Source organism: Rodentibacter haemolyticus, assembly GCF_015356115.1.
GTDB classification, from domain to species: Bacteria; Pseudomonadota; Gammaproteobacteria; order Enterobacterales; family Pasteurellaceae; genus Rodentibacter; species Rodentibacter haemolyticus.
Window position 1 is genome coordinate 355,080 of record NZ_CP063056.1, and the last position, 24,971, is coordinate 380,050.

Consider the following 24,971-nt stretch of genomic DNA (forward strand, 5'->3'; position numbering starts at 1 on the left):
TTATCAAATGTCTATTTCACTTTCCAAAACTTATCGCCCTGAACGTCAAATTATTACGGAGAACTATCGCCTTGATGAAAAAACAGCGGTTGACCGTTTGATGGCAACACTCAGTTTCACTGAAGAACAGGAAAAACGCATTACAGAGAATGCAACTAAACTTATCAATAAACTTCGTCATATCAAGCAAAAACAATACGGTGCCGATGCGTTGATGGAAGAATTTTCATTGAGTTCGGAGGAAGGGGTGGCACTAATGTGCTTGGCTGAAGCATTATTACGTATTCCTGATGCCAAAACCCGTGATGAACTTATCTATGAAAAACTACAAGACGGCAACTGGCAATCCCACCTTGGCAATTCAAAATCTTTTTTCATCAATGCCGCCAGCTATGGCTTGGTTTTTGGTAAAAAAGTGAGTGAAACCCTTAGTGAAGAACAACTTTCCGGCAGCTTAAAAAAGCTTTTTGCCCGTCTTGCCGCACCGGCAATGCGCCAAGCAATGGTAAAGTCTATGCGTATTATGGGAAAACAATTTGTAGCAGGTGTAACAATGCAAGAAGCCTTGCAACACGTTAATCCACGCTATAAAAAAGGGTTTACTTTCTCTTTTGATATGTTAGGCGAAGCCGCAATGACTACCTCCGATGCCGATCGTTATTTCAATGATTATCTGCATGCCATTGAAGAAGTAGGCAAAAATGCTATCGGACGTACCATTTACAACAGCAACAGCGTTTCGGTAAAACTTTCTGCTATTCACCCTAAATATAGCCGGGCGAAATACGATCGCACGATGAACGAGCTTTATCCGCGCATAAAACAACTCTTCTTATTAGCGAAAAAATACAATATCAGCGTAAATATTGATGCGGAAGAAGCCAATCGCTTAGAACTTTCCCTTGATTTACTGGAAAAATTGCTTGATGAACCGGAGCTCAAAGGCTACAAAGGCATTGGTTTTGTCGTGCAATCCTATTCCAAACGCTGTCCGTATGTGTTGGATTATTTAATCAATCTTGCCCGTGAAAAACAAGGGTATTTGATGATCCGTTTGGTGAAAGGCGCATATTGGGATAGCGAAATCAAATGGGCACAAACCGATGGGCTCGAAGATTTTCCACTTTACACACGTAAGAACCATACTGATATTGCCTATATTGCTTGTGCCCAAAAACTCCTTAAGGCACAAGATGTCATTTATCCGCAATTTGCAACTCACAATATCCTCACTATGTGCACCGTTTACGAACTAGGGCAAGGAAAAGAATTTGAGTTTCAATGCTTACACGGTATGGGGGAAAACCTTTATGACAACATTGTGGGCAAAGATAACTTTGATCGCCAAGTTCGTGTATATGCTCCTGTCGGCACGCACGAAACCTTACTCGCCTACCTTGTTCGTCGTTTACTTGAAAATGGAGCAAATTCCTCTTTCGTACATCAATTAGTGGATGAAACCATTCCTGTTTCGCAACTCGTAACGCCACCTTGGAAACTTTATGAAAAATCCCAAGGTGAACCGAATAAATTAGTCCGTAAGCCTCTCGATATTTTTGCGGATCGCCGTAATTCCGCCGGTTTTGATTTAACCAACGAATTTGTACTTGCAAACCTTGAACAAGCCTTAAATGAAGCGAAAATCACCAATGCAGAATCCTTAACGGCACTTGATAATTTGGCACAACACGCTGCACATAAGGTAAAAAATCCTGCAAAATTAACCGAGATAATTGGTGAAGTGCGTTTCTTGGATATAACGCAAGCAGAAACCGTTTTCAATGCAGCGAACAACCGGGGTTGGAATGAACAAAGTGCGGTCGAAAAAGCCGATGTTTTACGCAAAGCGGCAGATCTCTATGAAGAACATCACGGTTTATTAATGAAATTGGCGATTATTGAAGCCGGAAAGACTTTGCCAAATGCCATTGCAGAGCTGCGTGAAGCGGTCGATTTTCTCCGCTATTATGCCAATCAACTCGAACAATTAAGTTCTAATAATCAACTTGGTGAAGCCAGAGGTAAAGTGCTTTGTATCTCTCCTTGGAACTTCCCTCTCGCCATTTTCACAGGGCAAATTGCCGCCTCTCTGGCTGCGGGTAATTCGGTGATCGCAAAACCGGCGGAACAAACGTCACTGATAGCTTATGCCGCCGTGAAATTACTTCATCAAGCAGGCGTGCCGATAGAAACCTTACAATTAGTGTTAGGTGCAGGCGATCTCGGTGCGACACTAGTACAGCAAGCCTTTGACGGTGTCGTGTTCACCGGTTCAACTGAAGTGGCAAAACTTATCGAAAAACGCTTAGCGACAGCAGACAATGACCCTATTCTCATTGCAGAAACAGGCGGTCAAAACGTCTTGGTAGTGGACACTTCCGCCTTACCTGAACAAGTAGCGGCGGATGTTTTAAGTTCCGCTTTTGATTCCGCAGGTCAACGCTGCTCCGCCCTTCGTATTTTATTGCTGCAAGAAGAAGTCGCGGATCAATATTACAAAATGCTCAGTGAAGCGATGAAAGAATTAAGCCTTGGCGATCCTCGTTTACTCGAAACCGATATCGGTCCGGTGATTGATGATGAAGCGAAGCAAAACTTACTTAACCACCAAGCCAATATGCGTAAAATAGCACATGCTTATACCGAATTATCCGTACCGGAGGGCGGTCATTTTATTGCACCATCTATCTACTTATTAGATAACTTGGATCAAATTAAACGTGAGGTTTTCGGCCCGATTTTACACATCATCCGTTATCGCAAAGATGATTTAGTGAAAGTGCTTGAAAGCGTAAACGAAAAAGGTTATGCCCTAACTGGTGGTTGCCACAGCCGCATTCGCAAACAAATGGACTTGGTAGAAAAACACCTCAACTGCGGTAACTTCTATATCAATCGTAATATCGTAGGTGCCGTTGTTGGTGTACAGCCTTTCGGCGGGCACGGTTTATCCGGCACAGGGCCTAAAGCCGGCGGTGAGTTCTACCTCCAACGCTTAACCCGCACAGCGCGCTATTATAGTCAATTCGGTGACGAACACACCTTAGGGAACACGAAACCGGTGCTAGAGAGTATCACCGGTGAACACAACAGTTTGGCGTATCTGCCGTGCGAAGTCGCAATCTTAAACGGCGATTTAGAAAGCGCACAACAAGTGGCGGATAAATTACTTAACGCGGGCTTTACCCTGTTAGTTGAACCGAAGCACCCGCTTGCGAAAGCCAACAAAGTAGGGATTCGTGTAGATACCCAATTAGGTCATTGCCAAAAAGGTGTCTATTTGACTGCACTTGAGTCAGCTCAACGCCAATGGCTTGCGGAAAACAGCAAAGCGATTTTCAAATGTTTCGATTGGCAAACGACACAAGATTTACTGCCGTTATATGATGAATTCTCTCGCAGCTATAACACCACTGCCGCAGGTGGTAATACATCATTGATGGCGGCGGAAGAACATTAGTGTTGTAATTCTTTCTCTTTATTTAAGGAGGAAAAGTGCGGTCATTTTCCCGATAGTTTTCAGTGATAGCGTAATGACCCTAAAAAAGTTATGTTATTTCTGCTATGTGTGCTTTCCACATAAACTATCAATAATTTTTGCAACTTTATTGCATTTTCTCCTGCCACTTTGCGCCCCCCCTCCGCAAATGGAGGGGATAAAAAACATAAAAACACTTCAACAATAGGAGTAAAACCATGCAAATTTACATCACATTCGGTTTGTATTTATTCATCATTTTGGGGATAGGATTATATGCCTACCGTTCAACCCAAAACTTTGACGACTATATTTTAGGCGGTCGAAAAATGGGAAGTTTTGTCACCGCAATGTCTGCCGGAGCTTCGGATATGTCCGGTTGGCTTTTAATGGGTTTACCTGGGGCGATTTTTCTTTCGGGTTTGTCTGAAGCCTGGATTGCCGTGGGACTAACCATCGGTGCCTTTATGAATTACAAAATCGTGGCAGGTCGCTTACGTATTTTTACCGAAAAATACAGCAATGCGCTCACATTGCCTGAATTTTTTGCTCAGCGTTTTCCACGTCAGAAAAAAGCGTTAAAAATTATTTCCTCCTCTATTATTTTATTCTTTTTCACTATTTACTGCGCATCAGGTGTTGTTGCAGGTGCTAAATTGTTCCAAAGTTTATTAGGTTTAGATTACTACACCGCCCTTTGGCTCGGTGCGATTGCTACCATCACCTATACCTTTATCGGCGGTTATTTAGCGGTTTCGTGGAGTGATACCATTCAGGCATCATTAATGATTTTTGCTTTGCTTCTTGCCCCCATTATGGCGTTAGTGAATATCGGCTGGAATGAAATTAATACGGCTTTAGCGGCAAAATCAGCGGTAACCAATATTCCATATAGCAACTGGTTGCATAATGTATCCGGTATCGGCGTGATCTCCGCCCTCGCTTGGGGATTGGGTTATTTTGGGCAACCGCACATTTTGGCTCGTTTTATGGCGGCGGATTCAGTACAGTCGCTCAATAAAGCCCGCACAATCGGCATTACTTGGATGCTACTCTGCTTAGGCGGCGCAGTATCTGTCGGCTACTTCGGATTAGCCTATTTCACCCACAAAAATATTCCGCTTGATAATGCAGAATCCATCTTTATTGAACTCTCTAAAGTGATGTTTAATCCTTGGATTGTCGGTATCATATTATCTGCTATTTTAGCGGCGGTGATGAGTACGCTATCAGCACAATTATTAATGTGTTCGGCAGCAATTACCGAAGATTTTTACAAAGGTTTTTTCCGCAAAAATGCCTCAAGCCAAGAATTAGTCTGGATTGGACGTTTAATGGTGTTATTGATTGCCGTCATTGCTATTGTCATCGCACAAGATCCAAATTCTAAAGTGATGGGATTGGTATCCTATGCCTGGGCTGGTTTTGGTGCGGCATTCGGCCCTGTCGTCATTCTCTCTCTCTTTAATCGCAACATCAGCTCCAAAGCAGCATTGTGGGGAATGTTATCAGGTGCGGTAACCGTTGTCGCTTGGAGCCCGTTAATGAAATACCTAGGTTGGGAAGATTTATCTCACCTTTATGAAATCATTCCGGGTTTCTTAGTTTGCTCATTCATCACGATAACCTCATCAATATTCGCCCAAGTTCATCCGACAGTAGCGGAACAATTTGATGAAGCACTAACCGAATTTGAGGACAGAAATAAAGGCTAACTTACAGCGATAAAAAAGTGTGGTGAAATTTACCGCACTTTTTTCTTTACTTGCTTTTCCTTAACGCTCAATCGGTTTTCGATTTTCTTCCGTTTCCGGCTCTAAATCGAGTTTTGCCATAAGAATTTGATCGCCGTCTTCTTCAGGATTTCCCGTAACGAGCAATTTATCGCCATAAAAAATCGAATTAGCACCTGCCATAAAGCACATCGCCTGCATTTCTTCCGTCATACCTTGACGACCGGCGGATAACCGCACATAACTTTGAGGCATTGTGATGCGAGCCACCGCAATGGTTCGAACAAATTCCGTCCAATCCAATTCTACCGCTTCGGCAAGCGGTGTGCCTTCAATTTTCACTAACTGATTGATTGGCACGGATTCCGGTTGCGGATCTAAATTTGCAAGACTTGCAATTAAACCTGCTCGTTCTTTGCGAGTTTCATTCATTCCCACAATCCCGCCACAACAAACTTTTAAACCGGCTTTACGTACTTTACCTAAAGTGCTTAAACGATCATCAAAACGGCGCGTGCCGATAACTTTGTGATAATGTTCCGGTGCGGTATCAAGGTTATGATTATAGTAATCCAACCCCGCTTCTTTTAATTCTTCCGCCATACCGTCTTGCAATAATCCAAAAGTACCGCAAGTTTCTAAACCAAGCTCTTTCACTGCTTTAATAATTTCTGTAACTTCTGTCATATCTTTTGGTTTCGGTCCTCGCCATGCCGCCCCCATACAAAAACGCCCCGCCCCGCGAGATTTTGCAATTCTGGCTTTCTCAACGATTTCATCAACATTCAGTAATTGCTGATTTTGCACACCGGTTTGATACCGCGCCGATTGCGGACAATAACCGCAATCTTCCGGACATCCGCCGGTTTTAATAGACATAAGTGTCGAAAGCTGAATCGCTTGCGGATTAAAATTTTCTCGATGTACTTGAGCGGCTCGGTAAACCAATTCCAAAAAGGGAGTTTCAAATAATGCTTCAACTTTGCAAACGGACCAATACTCAACGCAAGGATGTGGTGTAATGCTATTTAATTGAACGGTTTGTTTGGTTGTCATACTTTTTCCTATAAATTTTGTCCTTGGTGAATATGAATGATGCGATCAATATACCCCTCCAATTCCTGTGGCTGATGCGTAACAAGCAGCAAGGTTAGCATTTTTTCACTGCATAAGCGATCTATTAAATGCAGCATATCCCCCCGTAATTGCGGATCAAGCGCAGAAAAGGGTTCGTCTAATAATAAAATCGGCTTATCACGTAACAAACAACGTGCCAAAGCAACCCGCTGTTTTTGCCCGCCTGAAAGAGCGGTCGGTTTTCGCATTAAAAAATCTTGTAAATTGACCGCACTTGCCGCTTGTTCTATACGTATTTTTTCTTCAGAAGAAAGCGATAAATTCGGTTTCAAACCCAAGGCTATATTTTCTGCCACGGTTAAATGAGTAAATAAATTATTTTCTTGAAATAGCATAGAAACAGGGCGCTGATAAGGTGCGGCATTCGTGTGATTTTCACCATTTAACCAAATCTCTCCGCTATTTACACTGTCAAAACCGGCAATCAAGTTCAACAAAGTGCTTTTCCCGGCGCCACTTTCACCGATAATCGCGACTTTTTCTTGTGCTCGAATATGTAAATCAAATGCCATCAGCATTGATTTATAATTAAATCTAACCTTTTTCAGTTTAATCATTGTCCACCTTATTGTGCTCGATAAACAGAAATAACCCGATACATAAACTAAGCAAAATCAATGCGGTAATTGCGGCTTCTTGGCTACGATATTGCCCAAGTTGTTGATAAAGTAAATGGGGAAGAGAAGTGAAATCCGGACTACCAAATAGTGCAATTGCCGTAAAATCCCCCAACGAAAGCGTTGTTGCCAGCGCAAACGCATATTTTAACGGTGCTTTTAATAACGGATATTCTATCAATTTAAAGCGCCTCCAACCCTTAAGATTAAGCGATAAGCATAGTTTTTCATAATATTGCGTCGCCTGCATCATCGGTGAATTTAAAATTCGGATAACGAAAGGCATAGCCGCCAAAGCGTTACAAAGTACGACGATAAAAAATAAATGCACATTGGTAAAATCAATGTTCTGTAAAAGCAAAAATAGTCCTACCGCCAAAATCAATGTAGGAATGGCTAAAATCATCATTCCGGCAGTTTGAATAAAGGTTGCAAGCACAGGAAAATGAAGCCATTGTAATTGACGTGAAAGCAGTAATAAGAGAAAAGAAAAAGTAATTGCCAGCAAGCCTGAAGTCGGTGCCATAGCAAGAGAATACATTAAGGCTTTCCATAACCGTGGATCTTGTAAAAAATGCCCCCATTGCCGTGCGCTCAATCCTTCAACGATAATATCCAGCAAGGGCATAAAAATAAATAAACAAACGCTAATTAAAATAAAAACATTGAAAATTTTGACCGCACTTGAAGGTGTAGCCCGCCAAATATAACGCTGAGACAGGTGGGTTTCCGGTGGTTTTGCCAAAAACTGCGACATCGCAAATAATACAAAGCAAAAAACAAATTGAATCAAGGCAAACAAGGCGGCTTTCGGAAAATCAAATTCAAAGAAAATCGCTTGATAAATAGCGACTTCCAATGTGCTATTTTGTGGTCCGCCACCTAGTGCGAGAACAATCGTGAAGCTGGTAAAGCACAACATAAAAATCAACACAAAAGCAGGCAAAAGCTGATTTTTAAGATAAGGTAATTCAATAAGACGAAAAAATTGCCAACCACGAATATTTAATTGAGCGGCAAGCTGATGTTGTTCGGAAGGAATAGATTGTAGGGCTTGCCCCGTCATTCTTGCCGCAAGAGGAATATTAAAAAAAAGATGAGCAATCAATATGCCGCTTAGCCCATAGATTGTCGGTTTCCAGTCGATTCCCAAACGCTGCATAAGCAAACTTAGCCAACCTGTCGTACCGTAAATACCAAGTAAACCGAAGATTGCCAATAATGCGGGCAGTACGAATGTGAGGGAAAATAAACGCTGCACAAGCTGCTTGCCACAAAAAGATTGATAAAAAAATGCCCGCCCAAATAACACACCTATCAGTACAGAAAGCAATGCTGATAAAAAAGCCTGCTCAAAACTAAAGGCGATAATTTGATGCAGATAACTGTCTTGTTTAAAGTTTTCCCATGAATAACTCCCTCCCACAGAAAACACCGATGAAAGTGAAGTGACATAAAGTAAAACAATGAACAAAATAACCGCACTTCCGCCAAGATAATGACGGGGTCGGAAATGCGGATGAAAAAATAACGACATCATACCGATAATTATTTAGAAAGGGCTTTTTGCCATTGATTAATCCAGTTTTTTAAATGTTCACCGGTTACTTTTGATGTATCCAAAACAACACTATGTTGAGTATGCGCCTTTAGGGCATCGATATGGCGTTCAATTGCCGTATTAATCACCGGTAACATCACATTATTTTTTGCGATATCGGCTTGCGCTTCCACGGAAAGTAAGTATTCAAGGAAATGATCGGCACAACGATTATTACGATTCGCCACTTTCGCCGCAATTTCCACCAGTAGCACCCCGCCTTCTGTAAAATCAGTCGCCATATAATTCTCTTTCTGTTCGGAAAGAAAATGATAAATCGGTGAAGTGTTAGTGCTTAATACCAAATCCCCCTCGCCTTTTAAGAACGCACCATAGGCTTCTGTCCAACCTTTCGTTACGGTAACCGTATGTTCGGCTAATGCTTTCCACATATTTTCAACTTCAGCTTGCGGATAAAGCGTATTCACCCAAAGTAATAAACCACGCCCGATACTGCTGGTACGAGGATCTTGATACAACACTTTCAAATCTTTTCGCTCAATCAATTCTTTCAGGCTTTTTGGCGGATCGGTTAATTTATTTTTATCATAAATGAAAGCGTATTTCGCAAAATCAAAAGGTAAAAAAGTATGATTATCCCATTTTAACGGCAAAGCAAGTTTATTGAGATCAACTTGATTCGGCTCAAACATTGCGAGTTTTTCCGCTTCATCAATTTGGTGATTATCTAACCCCAAAACAATGTCCGCTTTGATTTTCTTGCCTTCCAAACGTACACGATTAAATAGCGTGCCGTTATTATCAAAAGCAACATAATTTAATTGACACTGAGGGAATTGTTTTTCAAAACCATTTTTAACTTTCGGGCCGGCACTCCAATCAGCGCTGAAAGAATCGTAAGTGTAGACCGTTAATGGTTGAGGTTCTGCTTGAGTAAAAGGAGATAAAGCCAAAAGTGCGGTTAAAATGAAGTGTGTTTTTTTCATAATGCCATCCTTATAAAAAAATGAAGAAACAGCCTAATGAAAAAGAATTAGTTTCCTACGCCAGCATTATCTGTTTCAGGTTCACGGGTATTTCTCAGCCAAACAAGTTGGCACCCCGACTAATTGTGTAGAAGTCTATACAAATGCTTTATAATATACAAGCACTTTACGATTAAAAGAATCACAAAATTTAAGTAAAAGAAAACCCGCAAAAGCGGGTTTAAGCTCTAAATACATTATGCTTGGTGCTTAGCTGCGACTTCGCTCAACAAAGTTTGTAATTCACCGGCTTGATACATTTCTAAAATAATATCGCACCCGCCGACTAATTCACCTTCAACCCATAATTGAGGGAAGGTCGGCCAATTCGCATAAGCCGGCAACGCTGCCCGAATATCAGGATGTTGTAAAATATCGACATAACCGAAAGGCACTTTGCAATTCATTAAGGCTTCAACCGCACGTGCAGAAAAGCCACAAGAAGGCAGTTTTGGCGAGCCTTTCATATAAATTAAAATTGGATTTTCACCGATTTGTTTCTTAATTTTATCTAAAGTTTCCATAATGTTCCCCATAAAAACGAGCGGGCATTTTAACATAAGTTAAAAACATCACAAATTATAACTTGAGTATTTATGTAGGTTTTACCAACTTCCTCCGGCTCCACCGCCGCCAAAACCGCCGCCACCAAAGCCTCCGCCTGATGAACCGCCTCCGAATCCACCACCGAATCCGCCACCAAACCCTGAACTGCCGCGGCGGCGGGATAATGTAGATTGACGCACAATACGATTTAATTGATCACGCTGATTGGGGCTAATATATACTTCATCCTTATGATACAAATATTCACCAAGCACAACAAAAGCGATAAATACCAACACCATAATGAAAGGAATATATTGTTCAAATTCACTTTCTTCCGTCTGGTAAGCACCGTATTCCCCTTGGCTGGCTGCAATGATGTCATTTAAACCGTCATTTATGCCTTGCGCATATTGTCCTTGTTTAAATTGAGGCAAAATCGCATGGCGGATCACTTGTGATAAAAAAGCATCAGGCAATACCCCTTCTAAGCCTTGTCCTGTAGCGATAAAAACTTTACGATCATTTTTCGCAATCAGCATTAACACACCGTTATTTAACTGCTTACGTCCAATTCCCCATTTATCACCCAAAGCGAAAGCATAATCGGCAATTTCATATTCACCGGTTGTCGGCACGATGACGACCGCTATTTGTGAACTTGTCGAATTACCATAAGCGATCAATTTATTTTCAAGAATTTGCTGCTGTTGAGATGAGAGCGTATTAGTGTAATCATTCACATAATGAAAAGGATTTGGTGCCGGCGGAAACTGTGCGGCAGAGACGAAACTTCCCCAAAAAATAAAGCTAAAAACAACCGCACTTTTCATAATCTGCAACAATCTAGTCATGAATAATTACCTCATTTGATAATTCATTTCGGTCATCCGGTTGAATCGGGAAATGTGTTATTAAAATTTCAGTAATACGATTAATTGCCTCAACAATGCCTTGGGTATAGGCTTTTTGCCTGAATCGAGCGATCATCAGATCACATTGTTTCTGCCAATAAGCCTCATTAACAAATTGGTGAATACCTTTATCACCTACAATCGCACAAAGATGATTTTTATACCCTATATAAATTAACACGGCATTTTGCTCTGCGGTTTTGTGCATTTCCAGCTCATTAAATACCTGTAAAGCACGCGCTATTGCCGATAAATTTTTTGAAGATTTCGGTAATTTCCGCTCAATATATACACGTAATTCTGCCGAACTCTGGCTTTCGAGGCGAACAATTTCCACCTCGATTCGTTTTTTATCGACAGGAATCCTTGAAAAGAATTTCATTATCTTATCCTAATTAAAATTTACGGTCGGTGCATTTTCAGCTCCTGCCGTTGATTTAAAATAAGGTTTTTCTTTAAATCCAAGAATCAAGGCAGCAAATTTTGTTGGAAATTGACGTACTTTTTGATTATACACACGAGCAGCCTCATTAAATTTATTACGGGCAACATTAATGCGATTTTCCGTACCTTCAAGTTGAGATTGTAAATCCATAAAACCTTCGTGCGCTTTTAATTGCGGATATTGCTCAACAGTAACAAGCAAACGAGACAATGCTGATCCTACTTGACTTTGGTTTTGTTGAAATTGTGCAAGCTGTTCTTCCGTCATATTTGACGGATCAATTTTAGTTTGTGTCGCTTTTGCACGGGCTTCAATCACATTGGTTAAGGTTTGTTGTTCAAAATTGGCTTGACCTTTCACGGTATTCACTAAATTCGGAATGAGATCAGCACGGCGTTGATAAGAGGATTCCACATTCGCCCATACAGAATCAATTTCCTCTTCCGCTTTCACTAAACCGTTATAACTCGACATTAAAGTAAATCCCGCCACCACAGCAACAAGGATAATAACAAACCACTTCTTTTTCATAAGAATATTCCTATTAATCAATAAAATTTTTTAGAGACACGATCTCTACCATTAGAGTAAGCATACAAAAGAAAAGACCTAAACCAAGGTTTAGGTCTTTTTCTGTTTAATCCGCTAGTGGATACCAAATAAAATTATTTAGTACCGTTAACTGCGATTTCAACACGACGATCCGGTGCTAAACAAGCGATAAGCGCTTTACGACCTTTAACCGCGTCACAAGTTGCACCTGTAACCGGATTTGCTTTACCGTAACCGGTTGCAGTGATGTCTTGTGCTGCAACACCTTTAGCTACTAAGTAGTTAGCTACGGTGTCTGCACGACGTTGAGATAATTTTAAGTTAGTTTTTTCAGAACCGATACGGTCAGTATAACCTGCAACAGCTACTTTAGCGTTGCTAACTTGAGCGATTTCACCGTAGATACCGTCTAAAGTCGCTTGAGCTTGCGGTTTTAAGTTAGCTTTACCGAAAGCGAAAGTTACATCAGAGTTCAAGTTGAAAGTTTTGCTTACAACTTCAGGTGCAACTACAGGTGCGGCACCTTGACCGAAACGGTAAGATAAACCGGCATTGATAGAACCGATCCATGGAGTGTAATCTGCATTTTCAGCTAATTTGTTATCTTTACCAACACTTGTTAACCATTGATATTCAAGACGGAATGCTAACTCCGGTAATGAAGGCATTGCATACTCGAAACCTGCTGCAAACATCGGAGATACTTTTAAGCTGTGAGCACCTTTTGCATGGTCACGGCTGCCGTTGTTTGCACTATAGAATTTGTAGTCTGAACGTACTAATGCCGCCGCTGCACGACCATAGAAATCTAAGCCGTCTAATGCAGACACTAAGCCACCTAAGTTATAGCTACCTTTTAAACCTAAGTGTGCACCGTGGTTAGTATGTTTTGCAACGGTTTGACCATTTTGGCGTAATTTAGCACGACCGAAATCATCATAACCTAATTCAACCGCTAAACCTAAGTTGTCACGGTTTAAGATTTGGTAACCGCCGAATACGCCGTAAGTGAAAGAGTTACGCTTGTAACCAGCACCACCATTATAGTTCTTAGCATTTTCACGAATACCATCATGGAAAGATGCCTGACCTGCTTTAGCACCTACATAGAAAGTGTTTTCTTGAGGTGCCGCTTGAGCTACAGAAGCTGCTGCTAAGCCAGCTACGACTAATGCGATTGCAGTTTTTTTCATTTTGATGTCCTCTATTTTAATCATCTATTGATAAATAAAAAGTTTCCTCGTTTATCGTGACAATCTACTAAGAAATATCACTCAAAACTTTGCTTAACTAGGGTTTTGAATTTGCCCTATTTCTATCCTTTTGACAAATTCAATTCCTTTGTATCGCCAAAGGAACGTTCAAAAGTCCGTCTATTATCCTACAAAAAAAACAAAGATCAAATTTTTTTTAGCTGTTTTGATGATTTTATACACAAACAATATCCAATATAAACCTTTATTTAAAAGCTTTTATTTACCCTAACCTTTTGCTTTAAAAACAAATTTAAAGCGGTAAAAATCGACTTTTTCTTCGCCATAATATATTATCCTTTTCACTTGTTTTTCTATATTTGTGATTGATACTATGCTTCCCCTTCTTTCTAATGTCCCACAACTTGAGAAAACCGTTGAAACTTATCTTGCGGAACTCAAAAAACAATATTTTGAGGGCGATATCGCCACAAATTATGCGGATCGATTAGCGCTCGCCACAGATAACAGCGTTTATCAGCTACTGCCGCAAGCGATACTCTTCCCAAGAAACGTTGCCGATGTCGTGCGTATTACCAAACTGGCAAATAAACCGGATTTTCAATCCCTCACTTTCACCCCGCGCGGCGGCGGTACGGGAACGAACGGGCAATCGCTTAATAACAACATTATCGTTGATCTTTCTCGTTATATGACAACTATTTTAGAACTCAATGTAGAGGAACGTTGGGTACGCGTGCAGGCGGGCGTAGTAAAAGATCAGCTCAATCAATTTTTGAAGCCTTACGGTTTATTTTTCGCACCGGAGCTTTCCACCAGTAATCGCGCCACGTTAGGCGGAATGATTAATACGGATGCTTCAGGACAAGGTTCGTTACAATACGGAAAAACCTCTGATCACATATTGGCACTACGCACAGTATTAATGAACGGCGAAATACTTGATACAAGTGCGGTCAAATTTCAGGATATTTTAGAAAATATCGATTCTCTCGAATTAAAGGGTGCCAGTAAACAACTTCATCAGGAAATTGCTCAACGCTGTAAAGAAAAACGCACAACGATTATTAACGATTTGCCCCAACTCAATCGCTTTCTCACAGGTTATGATTTAAAGAACGTTTTTAATGAAGATGAAAGCGAATTTAATCTCACCCGCCTGCTTACCGGCTCGGAAGGATCCCTTGCCTTTATTTGTGAGGCGAAATTAAATCTTCTTCCGATTCCACAATACCGCACCTTAATTAATATTAAATATAGTTCCTTTGATGCCGCGCTACGCAATGCGCCGTTTATGGTAAAAGCCAATGCCCTCTCGGTGGAAACCATTGATTCCAATGTGCTGAATCTTGCCAAACAAGACATTATTTGGCATTCCGTACGTGAGCTTTTAACCGAAAGCGAAGAAAATCCAATCCTCGGTTTAAATATTGTGGAATATGCCGGTAATAATAAAGAAAAAATCGACCGTCAACTGACCGCACTTTGCCAAGCACTGGATGAAAAAATCGCACACCGACAAGATTCTATTATCGGTTATCAAGTTTGCTCGGATTTACCTTCCATTGAACGCATTTATGCAATGCGAAAAAAAGCCGTGGGCTTGCTCGGTAATGCAAAAGGTGCGGCAAAGCCGATCCCTTTTGTGGAAGATACCTGCGTGCCGCCGGAACATTTGGCGGATTACATTGCAGAATTTCGCGCCTTGCTGGATAGCCAGCATTTACAATATGGTATGTTCGGTCATGTCGATGCCGGTGTTTTACACGTTCGCCCGGCGCTTGATTTATGTGATAAAGATCAAGTGAAGCTGTTCAAACAAATTTCTGATGAGGTCGCAAAACTCACTGCAAAATACGGCGGATTATTGTGGGGAGAACACGGCAAAGGCGTGCGTTCGCATTATGGTGAGAAATTCTTTACGCCGGAATTATGGAACGAACTTCGCTACATCAAGTTCTTATTTGATCCGAATAATCGATTAAACCCGGGTAAAATCTGCACGCCATTAGGTTCTAAAGACGAACTCTATTCTATTTTATCAACCATGCGTGCCGATAATGATCGCCAAATCCCCGTTCAAATTCGTGATGAGTTTAAAGGTGCAATGAACTGTAACGGCAACGGTTTATGCTTTAATTTTGATGAGCACAGCATCATGTGCCCTTCAATGAAAGTCAGCAAAAACCGGGTATTTTCACCAAAAGGGCGCGCAACTTTGGTGCGCGAGTGGCTGCATTTATTAGCCGCTGAAAATATTCTGCCCGAGCAATTGGATTTCAAAAAAACCGAAGTCAAATTGACCGCACTTATCACACGCATTCGTAACACGATACAAAAACGGCGTGGTGAATATGATTTCTCCCACGAAGTAAAAACCGCAATGGATAGCTGCTTGGCGTGCAAAGCCTGCGCCAGTCAATGCCCGATAAAAATTGACGTGCCAAGTTTTCGTGCGAAATTCTTCCATTTTTATCACAGTCGTTATTTACGTCCGGTTAAAGACCACATTGTGGCAAATTTAGAAATCGCCTCGCCTTATATGGCAAAACAAGCGAAATTTTTCAATTATTTTACAAAATTAAAAACGACACAAACTCTTGTAGAAAAAACAATCGGTATGACGGATTTACCCTTACTGTCCGAACCGAATTTACAACAGCAACTTGTTGAAATTAACTATCAAGACAAACCGTTAGAAGAGTTGGAGCTGCTAAGTGCGGTAGAAAAATCCCGTATTTTATTGATCGTACAAGATCCTTACACCTCTTACTATGATGCGAAAGTCGTACGTGATTTTATCGCGCTTGCCCAAAAACTCGGTTTTCAACCCATTTTGCTGCCGTTTAAACCAAACGGTAAAGCAATGCACATCAAAGGTTTTTTGAAACGCTTTGCCAAAACCGCCAAAAATCAAGCGGAATTTCTCAATCGCATAGCCAAATTGGGCGTACCGTTGGTCGGCGTAGATCCCGCAATTGTGCTTTCTTACCGTGATGAATATAAAGAAGCACTGCAAGAACAACGCGGCGACTTCCACGTATTAACTGCACACGAATGGCTGACAGCACAACTTGATTCCGACTTATTTACCACCGAATTGAAAAACACGGAAAAAAATGACCGCACTTTTGAATGGTACTTGTTTCCTCATTGTACGGAATCGACTTTTATGCCGAACAGCCCGAAAGAATGGCAACAAATCTTTGAAAAATTCGGGCAAACCTTAAAGGTGGAAAAAGTCGGATGCTGTGGTATGGCGGGCGTGTTCGGTCACGAAGTGCAAAATCAAGCGATGAGTCGTGAAATTTATGATATTTCTTGGGGGAAAAAACTCAATGGAAAAGATCCGCACTTTTGTTTAGCGACCGGCTATTCCTGTCGAAGCCAAGTAAAACGTTATGAACAGGTTGTATTAAAACATCCGTTACAAGCATTACTTGAACTATTAAGTGAAGAAAGAGACTCGAATAATAGCATACAGCGATAATACAAAACGGAGAAAAAATGATTTGGAAAAAACCATTTACCCTAACCCAACTCAATAAAATGGGAAAAAACTGTGCGGTAGGTCATCTTGGTATTGAGATCTCCGCCTTTGGCGATGATTGGATTGAAGCCACAATGCCGGTGGATAACCGCACCACCCAACCTTTCGGGCTTTTGCACGGTGGCATTTCCGTCGCTTTGGCAGAAACCGTAGGATCGCTCGCCGGCTTTCTTTGCGTGGAAGAAGGTAAGGCAGCGGTGGGATTAGATATCAATGCCAATCATCTTCGCCCGGTAAAAAACGGAAAAGTGATAGCAAAGGCTACACCTATCAATTTAAGTAAAAATATCCATGTTTGGCAAATTGACATCCGTAATGAACAAGATAAACTTTGCTGCGTTTCACGATTAACGCTTTCTATTATTAATTTATGACCCTAACAAAAAAAATCGGTGTTATTTTAGCCAATTTAGGTACACCGGAGGAGCCGACGCCTGCCGCAATTTCCCGCTATTTACGGGAATTTTTATCAGATCCCCGCATTGTTGACTTACCGCGCTGGAAATGGTTGCCGTTACTCAAATTCGTTATTTTGCCGCCACGCGCCAAACGAATTGCAAAAAATTATCAAGCCATTTGGACAGAACAAGGTTCGCCGTTGCTTGCAATCACAAAACAGCAACAAAAGGCATTACAACACTATTTGTCCGAACAAAATATCGACGCACAAGTAGAAATTGCCATGACTTACGGCAATCCGTCTATGCAAAGTGCGGTGGAAAAATTGCTTGAAAATCAGGTAGAGAAAATAATCGTACTGCCGCTTTATCCGCAATACTCCAGCACAACGACCGGCGCATTATTCGATGTTTTCGCAAAAGCACTGAAAAATACTAAAAACATTCCGGCATTTGAATTCATTCATTCTTATCATTTAGATGAAAACTATATCAATGCGTTGGTTGAATCCATTAAAGTGCGGTTAAAATCAGAGGAGTTTTTATTATTTTCTTATCACGGCATTCCATTGCGTTATGAAGAAATGGGCGACTATTATCGCGAACACTGTAAGCAAACCACCCTTGCCATCGTTGATAAACTCGGCTTAACGGAAAATCAATGGGGAATGACATTCCAGTCCCGTTTTGGACGTGAAGAATGGTTACAACCCTATACGGATCAATTTTTAGAATCTGCTGCGACACAAGGTATTCATAAAATCGCCGTGGTTTGCCCCGGTTTTTCCGTAGATTGTTTAGAAACCATTGAGGAAATTGATACGGAAAACCGTGAAAATTTTCTGAATAACGGTGGGCAATCCTATCAATATATCCCTGCATTAAATGCCGATCCTATACATATTGAAATGATGGGTAAATTGATTTTACAAAAAATCTTATAATCTATAAAAAATGGGACGCCAAATATGGTGTCCCAAGTTGTTATGTTTTTTTAGCTCACTTCAACAAAAATTTCACCTTTCGGATCTTTTGCTTTCAACACACCGACTTCATAAATATCAATACCGGCTTGTTGGGCAATCGTCAAAATTTCTTGCTCGCTTTCGGGTTTTACCGCCAGTAGCAAACCGCCTGAAGTTTGCGGATCGCACAACACGGCTTTCTGGTGATCCGACATTGCACCGACTTTATGACCATAGCTGTCAAAATTACGTGTCGTTCCGCCCGGCACACAACCTTCCAAAATATATTCCTGCACGCCCTTTAAAGTAGGGATTTTATCGAAAAAGATCTCGGCATTTAAATTTGATCCTTCACACATTTCGATTAAATGGCCGAGCAAACCGAATCCGGTTACATCCGTCATCGCCGTAACGCCGCTGACTTCAGAAAATCGGCTACCGATGCTATTTAGCCGACACATCTCTTCAGTGGCTAATCCCTGATGTTCGGGTTTTAATTTGCCTTTTTTCTCCGCCGTAGTCAGTATGCCGATGCCTAGCGGTTTCGTTAAATAAAGTTTACAGCCTTCTTGTGCGGAAGCATTACGTTTTACTTTTTCCGTATTAATTACGCCTGTTACCGCTAAACCGAACATAGGTTCAGGTGCGTCAATGGAATGTCCACCGGCAAGCGCAATTCCTGCTTGATGACAAGTAAAACGTCCGCCCTCTACAATTTTTTGTGCAATTTCTGCCGGTAATTTATTAATTGGAAAACCTAAAATCGCAATCGCCATAATCGGTTTGCCGCCCATTGCGAAAATGTCGCTGATCGCATTGGTGGCGGCAATACGCCCGAAATCAAAAGGGTCATCCACAATCGGCATAAAAAAATCCGTGGTACTGATAATCGCAGTACCATTGCCTAAATCATATACCGCCGCATCATCGGCCGTATCGTTGCCCACCAATAAACGCGGATCAACAAAATTGTTAAGCTGAGTTTGTAAAATCGTCCCTAACACCTTAGGCGAGATTTTACAGCCTCAACCTGCGCCGTGGCTGTATTGCGTTAAACGAATTTCATCTGCCATACTCATTCCTTTTGATAAAACGATAGCAAATTATACCTTTTTTCGTATAAAAGTGCGGTCAAAAAATCAAATGTTTTTGTGATACTTCCTCAAGATAGTGAATTAAATTAAAATGGGTACAAAGCCGCAAGCCGAAGACAGTATAAAAAGCACGGCAAGGCGCGGCAGTGCAGTAAACATTTTAAAATTTAATTCACTATATTTATTCAAATTTCAATGAAACGAAAACGCCCTACTCTGCAAGATATTGCCGATCGTCTTAATATCACCAAAATGACGGTAAGCCGTTATCTACGCAATCCCGATTCGGTGGCACAAGAAACGCAACGCCGTATTGCCGAAGCCATTGAACAATTCGGTTATATTCCAAACCGTGCGCCGGAAATTCTTTCTAATGCGAAAAGTAAAGCCATTGGCGTTTTGCTCCCGTCCCTAACCAACCACGTTTTTGCCGATGTCTTAAAAGGTATCGAACTTATTGCCGACCAAGCCGGCTATCAAACCATGCTTGCCCACTACGGTTACAGTGTCAAAAAAGAAGAGGAGCGTATTGAAAGTTTGCTTTCTTATAATGTGGACGGTTTGATTTTGTCAGAAAATTATCATTCGCTACGCACACTCAAAATGATTGAAATTGCCAATATTCCGGTGATTGAAATTATGGATAGCACGCAAGCAGGTATTCAGCAGGTGATCGGTTTTGATAATGTTGCAGCCGCGCAAACGATGGTGGAAACAATGATTTTACGCGGTCATCAAAATGTTGTGTACTTCACCGCACGAATGGATAAGCGAACCCAATTAAAAATGCAAGGCTATGAACAGGCAATGAAAAAATACGGGTTTGAACCCTATAGTTTAATTACCGAGGAATCATCATCTTTTACTCTAGGAGGAAAACAACTTCGGGATATTATCAACAAACGCCCTGAGACCAACGGCATTTTCTGCACGAATGACGACTTAGCTATCGGTGCGTTATTCGAATGCCAACGCTTAGGTATTGAGGTTCCGAAACAAATCGCTATCGCAGGGTTTCACGGGCATGATGTGGGCTTTTCCGTTACGCCACAACTTGCCACCGTTATCACTCCCCGTTTAGAAATAGGCAAATGGGCGGCACAAGAATTATTGGGAAGACTAAGGGGTGAACCGGTAAAGGAAAGAATGATTGATCTCGGTTTTAAAATTCACATTGGAGAAAGCCTCTAAATACAAAAGTGCGGTTAAATTTCACCATTATGCATAACACCGTCAAATTTGACCGCACTTTTAGAGTGGCTATAAAAAAGGTTCTAAAGCAGAAATGCAACGCGCAACCACATCCTCAAAACTTCCCGCAATATCAATATGAAGCACATCCGGCTCATCTGCCCCCGGGACTTCCAAAGTATCAAATTGGCTTTTTAACATATCCGTTTTCATATAATGTCCCTTGCGTTGTTTCATACGTTCTAGAACAAGTTGAAAAGAACCTGTCAAAAACAGAAATTTCACTTGCTCATTGCCATCACGAATGACATCACGATATTTTTTCTTCAACGCAGAACAAATAATAATCCCGCTCTCACTTTTGCGTTCAAGACTAAATGCCGCATCACGAATACGCTCCAACCAAGGCGCTCTATCTTCATCATCAAGCGGCTGTCCTTCAGCCATTTTGATTATATTCGCTCGAGGGTGCAAATCATCACCGTCAATTAACTTAATTCCCAAACGATGGGCAATTTCTGTCCCTACCGATGTTTTACCTGTACTTGAAACGCCCATTAGGATAAAACTTTTTCCAATCCGTTTATTATCGCTCATTTCTAAACTCCTCAACTTTTTATTTACCATACCTGAATTTCGTCAAAAATGTTACTGGTAACAATTTATTTTGTGATGTAGATCACAAAATAAATTCACTAAAAAATCGACCGCACTTTAATAAATAAAAATACTGTGAACAAGATCACAAATCTGAAAGGCGAATATTTACCCTCGTATAAATAAAAGGTATGTTACCCGTAACAATTCAATCAGAGGGAATGTTATGCTTATCATTATTATGATTGCCGCAATTTTATTGCTGCTTTTACTTATTATTAAATTCAAAGTTCATGCTTTTGTGGCATTGATTATCGTCAGCTTACTTACCGCCCTTGCCGCCGGTATTCCGGTAGAAAAAATCCTTCCGACTTTACTTGGCGGATTTGGTAACACGCTGGCAGCCGTTGCATTATTAGTGGGACTCGGTGCGATGATTGGTCGTTTATTGGAAATTACCGGCGGAGCTAAAGTGCTTGCGGATACTTTAATTAATAAATTCGGCGAGAAAAAAGCCCCTTTCGCCTTGGGTATTGCCGCCCTTTTATTCGGCTTCCCTATTTTCTTTGATGCCGGCTTGGTGGTGATGTTGCCAATCGTTTTCAGCGTAGCAAAACGTTTTGGCGGCTCCGTCTTACGTTATGCCTTTCCCGTAGCCGGTGCATTTGCGGTTATGCATGCTTTTTTACCGCCCCACCCGGGCCCGGTGGCATCCGGTGATTTACTAGGGGTAAATATCGGCTTATTAGTCATTGTCGGCTTAGTTTGCGCAATCCCGACCTGGTATATCGGCACTTACTTATTCAGTATGTTTATCAGCAAAAAAATCCACGTTGATTTACCGAAAGCTTTTTTAAACGCAACGGCAATTAGTGAAACATCGGTGCAAAATCCGCCTAGCTTCGCACGTGTAATGACAATTTTACTTTTACCGATTCTCTTAATTTTATTTGATACCGGTTTAAATACATTAAGTGTAGCAAAAGTGATTGACGGTTCACAAATTTGGGTTCAATCCCTTCGTCTGATTGGTAAAACACCCGTTGCTTTATTAATTACACTTATCATTGCTATCCTATTACTTAAAGAACAGCGTAGCTATGAACAAATCGAAAAAATCTGTGATAACGCACTAGGTCCGATTTGCTCGATCGTATTAGTCACCGGTGCCGGCGGTATGTTTGGCGGTGTATTACGGGCCAGTGGTATCGGAGAAGTATTATCCGCAATGCTTTCGGATACGGGGATGCCGATTATTGTTGCCGCCTTCGTCATTGCTATGGTTATGCGCGTCGCCCAAGGTTCGGCAACAGTCGCACTCACTACCGCCGCAGCATTGATTTCACCAACCGTAGTCGCCGCCTCCGATTTAAGTCAATTTGATCTTTGTTTTATCGTTATTGCTATTGCATCAGGCGCAACGGTATTATCTCACGTCAACGATTCCGGCTTCTGGCTTATGAGCCGCTTTTTAGAAATGGATACCAAAACAACCTTAAAAACATGGACATTACTGGAAACCTCTATTGGCGTAGTCGGTTTCATTATCGCGCTTATCGGTAGTTTTCTTCTTTAACCCTAAAGCCCTAAAGTGCGGTCGATTTTCAAAACATTTCTAAAATTGACCGCTCTTTGCTAAAATCAGCCATTATTTTTTCCGAATTAAGGAGAAGCAATGGCTGATTTTTCTTTTATTGTTGAGATTAACGAACAAAATCTCACCGAAATCCTACAACAATCCCTTGAAAAACCACTTGTCGTCAATTTTTATGCGCCAACTCACAAGGAATCTGTCGATTTCCTAAACCTACTTGAAAGCGTCACGGAACAATATCAAGGACAATTTGTTCTCGGTAAAGTAAATTGTGAAACAGAACAAATGATCGCAGCGCAATTCCGTATTCAAGCCTTGCCAACCACCTATTTATTTAAAGAAGCACAAGCGTTGGATGCCTTTCCGGGCGCACTTGATCAGACTTCACTTGTTCAACGTTTAAGTGTTATTTTACCCAAAGAGGAAGAATTAAAATTTCACCAGGCATTAGATTTCTTACAAGTAGAAAATTATGATGCGGCGTTGCCTTTATTAAAAGCCGCATGGGAGCTTTCCGATAAGAAAAACAGTGAAATAGCCCTGCTTTATGCAGAAACCTATATTGCCATGAAAAAAACCGAACCGGCACAAGAGATTTTAAATCAAATTCCGCTGCAAGATCGCGATAGCCGTTGGCAAGGATTGCAAGCGCAAATCGAGTTGTTAATTCAAGCGGCAGACTCGCCTGAAATCCAGCAATTACAGGAAGATTTTGCCAAAAATCCAAGCTCGGAAATTGCAATCAAACTTGCCGTTCAACTCCACCAAGCAAATCGTAATGAAGAAGCGCTCACCCTCCTTTTCGGTATTTTAAAAACGGATTTAAGCGCGCAAAATGGCGAAGTAAAACAACAGTTTTTATCAATTTTAAGTGCAATGGGTAATACAGATCCGCTGACAAACAAGTTTCGCCGATTACTTTATTCGCTACTCTATTGATTGAAAAGCTTATAATCCCAAGCAGGAAACCGACTTTACAGCGCTAATCAGTCGGGTTTCCGCTCAACGAATGTGTGAATTACGCAAATTTACGCCCTTATATAGTGAATTAAATGAACAAGGATATTCTTATGTCAGACGTTAAACACGCAAAACTTCTTATTCTAGGCTCCGGCCCTGCCGGCTACACGGCAGCAATTTATGCGGCTCGCGCAAACTTAAAACCGGTCTTGGTAACAGGATTACAACAAGGCGGGCAGCTCACCACCACCGATGAAATCGAAAACTGGCCGGGCGATTTTGGTGAAACGACCGGTTCCGGCTTAATGCAACGTATGTTGCAACACGCAGAAAAATTCAACACGGAAATCGTATTCGATCACATTAACAAAGTGGATTTATCTTCCCGTCCTTTCAAACTTTACGGCGATGTACAAAATTTCACCTGCGATGCCTTAATTATTGCAACAGGGGCATCAGCACGCTATTTAGGCTTACCTTCGGAAGAAAATTACAAAGGCCGAGGCGTTTCGGCTTGCGCAACCTGCGATGGTTTCTTCTATCGTAATAAACCTGTTGCGGTCATCGGCGGCGGTAACACAGCGGTGGAAGAAGCCCTTTACCTTGCAAACATAGCAAGCACGGTGCATTTAATCCATCGTCGCGATAGTTTCCGTGCAGAAAAAATCTTAATCGACCGTTTATACAAAAAAGTGGAGGAAGGAAAAATCCAACTCCACACCGACCGCACTTTAGATGAGGTGTTGGGTGACAATATGGGAGTAACGGGTTTACGCTTGCAAAATACCAAAACGGGAGAAAAAGAAGAATTAAACCTCGACGGCTTATTTGTCGCCATCGGTCATTCACCAAACACACAAATTTTCGACGGTCAGCTTGAACTTAATAACGGCTACATCATTGTGAAATCCGGTCTTGAAGGCAACGCAACCGCTACGTCCGTGGAGGGCGTATTCGCTGCAGGAGATGTAATGGATCATAATTATCGCCAAGCCATCACTTCCGCCGGAACGGGCTGTATGGCGGCATTGGATGCCGAGCGTTTCTTAGACGCTCAGGAATAATATAATACTATCCCTAGGGTAATTTTCGGTATTATGCAACACTTACATAAGTTCTTGTAGAGATTAGGCGAAGCCGTAACGCACCGATTAACAATAGCTTAATAATGAAATGGTGCGTTACGGCTTCATCTAACATACCCCTAGGGCAGTAAAAATCCAGTATTATATATCTGATGCATAAAAAGAATTTCATTATGGTGGTAAGGGAGGATTCTGTACCCGCCCGAAATAAATGCTAATGAAATATACCCTATTTTCGGAATAATCATAACGTTATAAACGGATTGTTTTACGTTGTGGTAAATATTATTTTTATACCCATTTCGGTAATAACTT

Annotated in this window: 20 protein-coding genes and 1 riboswitch; of the genes, 9 read left to right on the forward strand and 11 right to left on the reverse strand. The window is 41.3% G+C overall.

The genetic code is table 11. The features are described 5' to 3' along the window. The first annotated feature begins 7 nt into the window (after positions 1 to 7). The gene (gene putA / locus IHV77_RS01835) at positions 8 to 3,460 is read left to right on the forward strand and encodes a bifunctional proline dehydrogenase/L-glutamate gamma-semialdehyde dehydrogenase PutA (RefSeq protein ID WP_194812466.1); all 3,453 of its coding nucleotides are present in this window, start codon (positions 8 to 10) and stop codon (positions 3,458 to 3,460) included. 236 nt (positions 3,461 to 3,696) lie between these two features. Then, entirely contained in the window at positions 3,697 to 5,193 is a 1,497-nt protein-coding gene (gene putP / locus IHV77_RS01840; protein ID WP_194812467.1) for a sodium/proline symporter PutP, read from the forward strand. A gap of 60 nt (positions 5,194 to 5,253) precedes the next feature. Here putP and bioB read toward each other — a convergent pair whose 3' ends face one another. From bioB to ompA, 9 genes are all read right to left on the reverse strand, one after another. Then, positions 5,254 to 6,267: a biotin synthase BioB gene (gene bioB, locus IHV77_RS01845; RefSeq protein ID WP_194812468.1), complete on the reverse strand. Its 1,014-nt coding sequence runs from the start codon at positions 6,265 to 6,267 to the stop codon at positions 5,254 to 5,256. A gap of 8 nt (positions 6,268 to 6,275) precedes the next feature. Then, positions 6,276 to 6,905, reverse strand: a complete 630-nt coding sequence (thiQ, locus tag IHV77_RS01850) for a thiamine ABC transporter ATP-binding protein (RefSeq protein WP_194812469.1) — start codon at positions 6,903 to 6,905, stop codon at positions 6,276 to 6,278. Then, positions 6,898 to 8,502 carry a thiamine/thiamine pyrophosphate ABC transporter permease ThiP gene (gene thiP / locus IHV77_RS01855; RefSeq protein ID WP_194813193.1) on the reverse strand — a complete coding sequence of 535 codons (1,605 nt, stop codon included), beginning with the start codon at positions 8,500 to 8,502 and terminating at the stop codon, positions 6,898 to 6,900. Before thiP ends, thiQ begins: the two co-directional genes overlap by 8 nt. 11 nt (positions 8,503 to 8,513) lie before the next feature. After that, a complete protein-coding gene (gene thiB / locus IHV77_RS01860; protein WP_194812470.1) occupies positions 8,514 to 9,512 on the reverse strand; it encodes a thiamine ABC transporter substrate binding subunit in 999 nt (332 codons plus the stop codon). A 35-nt stretch (positions 9,513 to 9,547) separates the two neighbouring features. Beyond that, positions 9,548 to 9,640: riboswitch (TPP riboswitch) on the reverse strand. 108 nt (positions 9,641 to 9,748) lie between these two features. Further along, a complete protein-coding gene (gene grxD, locus IHV77_RS01865; RefSeq protein ID WP_194812471.1) occupies positions 9,749 to 10,075 on the reverse strand; it encodes a Grx4 family monothiol glutaredoxin in 327 nt (108 codons plus the stop codon). Between the two features lie 81 nt (positions 10,076 to 10,156). Next, entirely contained in the window at positions 10,157 to 10,951 is a 795-nt protein-coding gene (locus tag IHV77_RS01870) for a TPM domain-containing protein (protein ID WP_194812472.1), read from the reverse strand. Beyond that, positions 10,944 to 11,393 (reverse strand): TPM domain-containing protein, encoded by a 450-nt coding sequence (locus tag IHV77_RS01875; RefSeq protein WP_194812473.1) that lies wholly within the window; start codon positions 11,391 to 11,393, stop codon positions 10,944 to 10,946. Before IHV77_RS01875 ends, IHV77_RS01870 begins: the two co-directional genes overlap by 8 nt. 9 nt (positions 11,394 to 11,402) lie before the next feature. Continuing rightward, on the reverse strand, positions 11,403 to 11,987 hold the full coding sequence (locus IHV77_RS01880) for a LemA family protein (RefSeq protein ID WP_194812474.1): 585 nt from the start codon (positions 11,985 to 11,987) through the stop codon (positions 11,403 to 11,405). 134 nt (positions 11,988 to 12,121) lie between these two features. Beyond that, positions 12,122 to 13,201 carry a porin OmpA gene (ompA, locus tag IHV77_RS01885; protein ID WP_194812475.1) on the reverse strand — a complete coding sequence of 360 codons (1,080 nt, stop codon included), beginning with the start codon at positions 13,199 to 13,201 and terminating at the stop codon, positions 12,122 to 12,124. Positions 13,202 to 13,595: 394 nt separating this feature from the next. Here ompA and ydiJ point away from each other — a divergent pair, with 394 nt between their 5' ends. Genes ydiJ through hemH form a run of 3 tightly spaced genes read left to right on the forward strand, consistent with a single transcriptional unit; the run spans position 13,596 to position 18,114 of the window. Then, on the forward strand, positions 13,596 to 16,712 hold the full coding sequence (gene ydiJ / locus IHV77_RS01890) for a D-2-hydroxyglutarate dehydrogenase YdiJ (protein WP_194812476.1): 3,117 nt from the start codon (positions 13,596 to 13,598) through the stop codon (positions 16,710 to 16,712). A 17-nt stretch (positions 16,713 to 16,729) separates the two neighbouring features. Then, entirely contained in the window at positions 16,730 to 17,146 is a 417-nt protein-coding gene (locus IHV77_RS01895) for a hotdog fold thioesterase (RefSeq protein WP_194812477.1), read from the forward strand. Continuing rightward, a complete protein-coding gene (hemH, locus tag IHV77_RS01900) occupies positions 17,143 to 18,114 on the forward strand; it encodes a ferrochelatase (protein ID WP_194812478.1) in 972 nt (323 codons plus the stop codon). The genes IHV77_RS01895 and hemH overlap by 4 nt, the downstream gene beginning before the upstream one ends. A 50-nt stretch (positions 18,115 to 18,164) precedes the next feature. Here hemH and selD read toward each other — a convergent pair whose 3' ends face one another. Further along, positions 18,165 to 19,208 carry a selenide, water dikinase SelD gene (gene selD, locus IHV77_RS01905; RefSeq protein WP_194812479.1) on the reverse strand — a complete coding sequence of 348 codons (1,044 nt, stop codon included), beginning with the start codon at positions 19,206 to 19,208 and terminating at the stop codon, positions 18,165 to 18,167. 216 nt (positions 19,209 to 19,424) lie between these two features. Here selD and gntR point away from each other — a divergent pair, with 216 nt between their 5' ends. After that, the gene (gntR, locus tag IHV77_RS01910) at positions 19,425 to 20,420 is read left to right on the forward strand and encodes a gluconate operon transcriptional repressor GntR (protein WP_194812480.1); all 996 of its coding nucleotides are present in this window, start codon (positions 19,425 to 19,427) and stop codon (positions 20,418 to 20,420) included. A gap of 69 nt (positions 20,421 to 20,489) precedes the next feature. Here gntR and IHV77_RS01915 read toward each other — a convergent pair whose 3' ends face one another. Next, complete coding sequence (locus IHV77_RS01915) at positions 20,490 to 21,017, reverse strand: gluconokinase (protein ID WP_194812481.1); 528 nt, start codon at positions 21,015 to 21,017, stop codon at positions 20,490 to 20,492. 226 nt (positions 21,018 to 21,243) lie between these two features. Between IHV77_RS01915 and IHV77_RS01920 the strand changes: the two genes are divergently transcribed. The 3 genes from IHV77_RS01920 (at position 21,244) to trxB (ending at position 24,635) form a co-directional block, all read left to right on the forward strand. Next, positions 21,244 to 22,593, forward strand: coding sequence for a GntP family permease (locus IHV77_RS01920; protein WP_194812482.1), 1,350 nt, complete (start codon positions 21,244 to 21,246; stop codon positions 22,591 to 22,593). Between the two features lie 99 nt (positions 22,594 to 22,692). Then, complete coding sequence (locus tag IHV77_RS01925) at positions 22,693 to 23,550, forward strand: co-chaperone YbbN (RefSeq protein WP_194812483.1); 858 nt, start codon at positions 22,693 to 22,695, stop codon at positions 23,548 to 23,550. Positions 23,551 to 23,681: 131 nt separating this feature from the next. Next, a complete protein-coding gene (trxB, locus tag IHV77_RS01930) occupies positions 23,682 to 24,635 on the forward strand; it encodes a thioredoxin-disulfide reductase (RefSeq protein ID WP_194812484.1) in 954 nt (317 codons plus the stop codon). Positions 24,636 to 24,971 lie beyond the last annotated feature (336 nt).

Coding starts and splice junctions, on each gene's coding strand:
- putA (WP_194812466.1), top strand. CDS start 8: ATGTCTATTTCACTTTCCAAAACTTATCGCCCTGAACGTCAAATTATT.
- putP (WP_194812467.1), top strand. CDS start 3,697: ATGCAAATTTACATCACATTCGGTTTGTATTTATTCATCATTTTGGGG.
- bioB (WP_194812468.1), bottom strand. CDS start 6,267: ATGACAACCAAACAAACCGTTCAATTAAATAGCATTACACCACATCCT.
- thiQ (WP_194812469.1), bottom strand. CDS start 6,905: ATGATTAAACTGAAAAAGGTTAGATTTAATTATAAATCAATGCTGATG.
- thiP (WP_194813193.1), bottom strand. CDS start 8,502: ATGTCGTTATTTTTTCATCCGCATTTCCGACCCCGTCATTATCTTGGC.
- thiB (WP_194812470.1), bottom strand. CDS start 9,512: ATGAAAAAAACACACTTCATTTTAACCGCACTTTTGGCTTTATCTCCT.
- grxD (WP_194812471.1), bottom strand. CDS start 10,075: ATGGAAACTTTAGATAAAATTAAGAAACAAATCGGTGAAAATCCAATT.
- IHV77_RS01870 (WP_194812472.1), bottom strand. CDS start 10,951: ATGACTAGATTGTTGCAGATTATGAAAAGTGCGGTTGTTTTTAGCTTT.
- IHV77_RS01875 (WP_194812473.1), bottom strand. CDS start 11,393: ATGAAATTCTTTTCAAGGATTCCTGTCGATAAAAAACGAATCGAGGTG.
- IHV77_RS01880 (WP_194812474.1), bottom strand. CDS start 11,987: ATGAAAAAGAAGTGGTTTGTTATTATCCTTGTTGCTGTGGTGGCGGGA.
- ompA (WP_194812475.1), bottom strand. CDS start 13,201: ATGAAAAAAACTGCAATCGCATTAGTCGTAGCTGGCTTAGCAGCAGCT.
- ydiJ (WP_194812476.1), top strand. CDS start 13,596: ATGCTTCCCCTTCTTTCTAATGTCCCACAACTTGAGAAAACCGTTGAA.
- IHV77_RS01895 (WP_194812477.1), top strand. CDS start 16,730: ATGATTTGGAAAAAACCATTTACCCTAACCCAACTCAATAAAATGGGA.
- hemH (WP_194812478.1), top strand. CDS start 17,143: ATGACCCTAACAAAAAAAATCGGTGTTATTTTAGCCAATTTAGGTACA.
- gntR (WP_194812480.1), top strand. CDS start 19,425: ATGAAACGAAAACGCCCTACTCTGCAAGATATTGCCGATCGTCTTAAT.
- IHV77_RS01915 (WP_194812481.1), bottom strand. CDS start 21,017: ATGAGCGATAATAAACGGATTGGAAAAAGTTTTATCCTAATGGGCGTT.
- IHV77_RS01920 (WP_194812482.1), top strand. CDS start 21,244: ATGCTTATCATTATTATGATTGCCGCAATTTTATTGCTGCTTTTACTT.
- IHV77_RS01925 (WP_194812483.1), top strand. CDS start 22,693: ATGGCTGATTTTTCTTTTATTGTTGAGATTAACGAACAAAATCTCACC.
- trxB (WP_194812484.1), top strand. CDS start 23,682: ATGTCAGACGTTAAACACGCAAAACTTCTTATTCTAGGCTCCGGCCCT.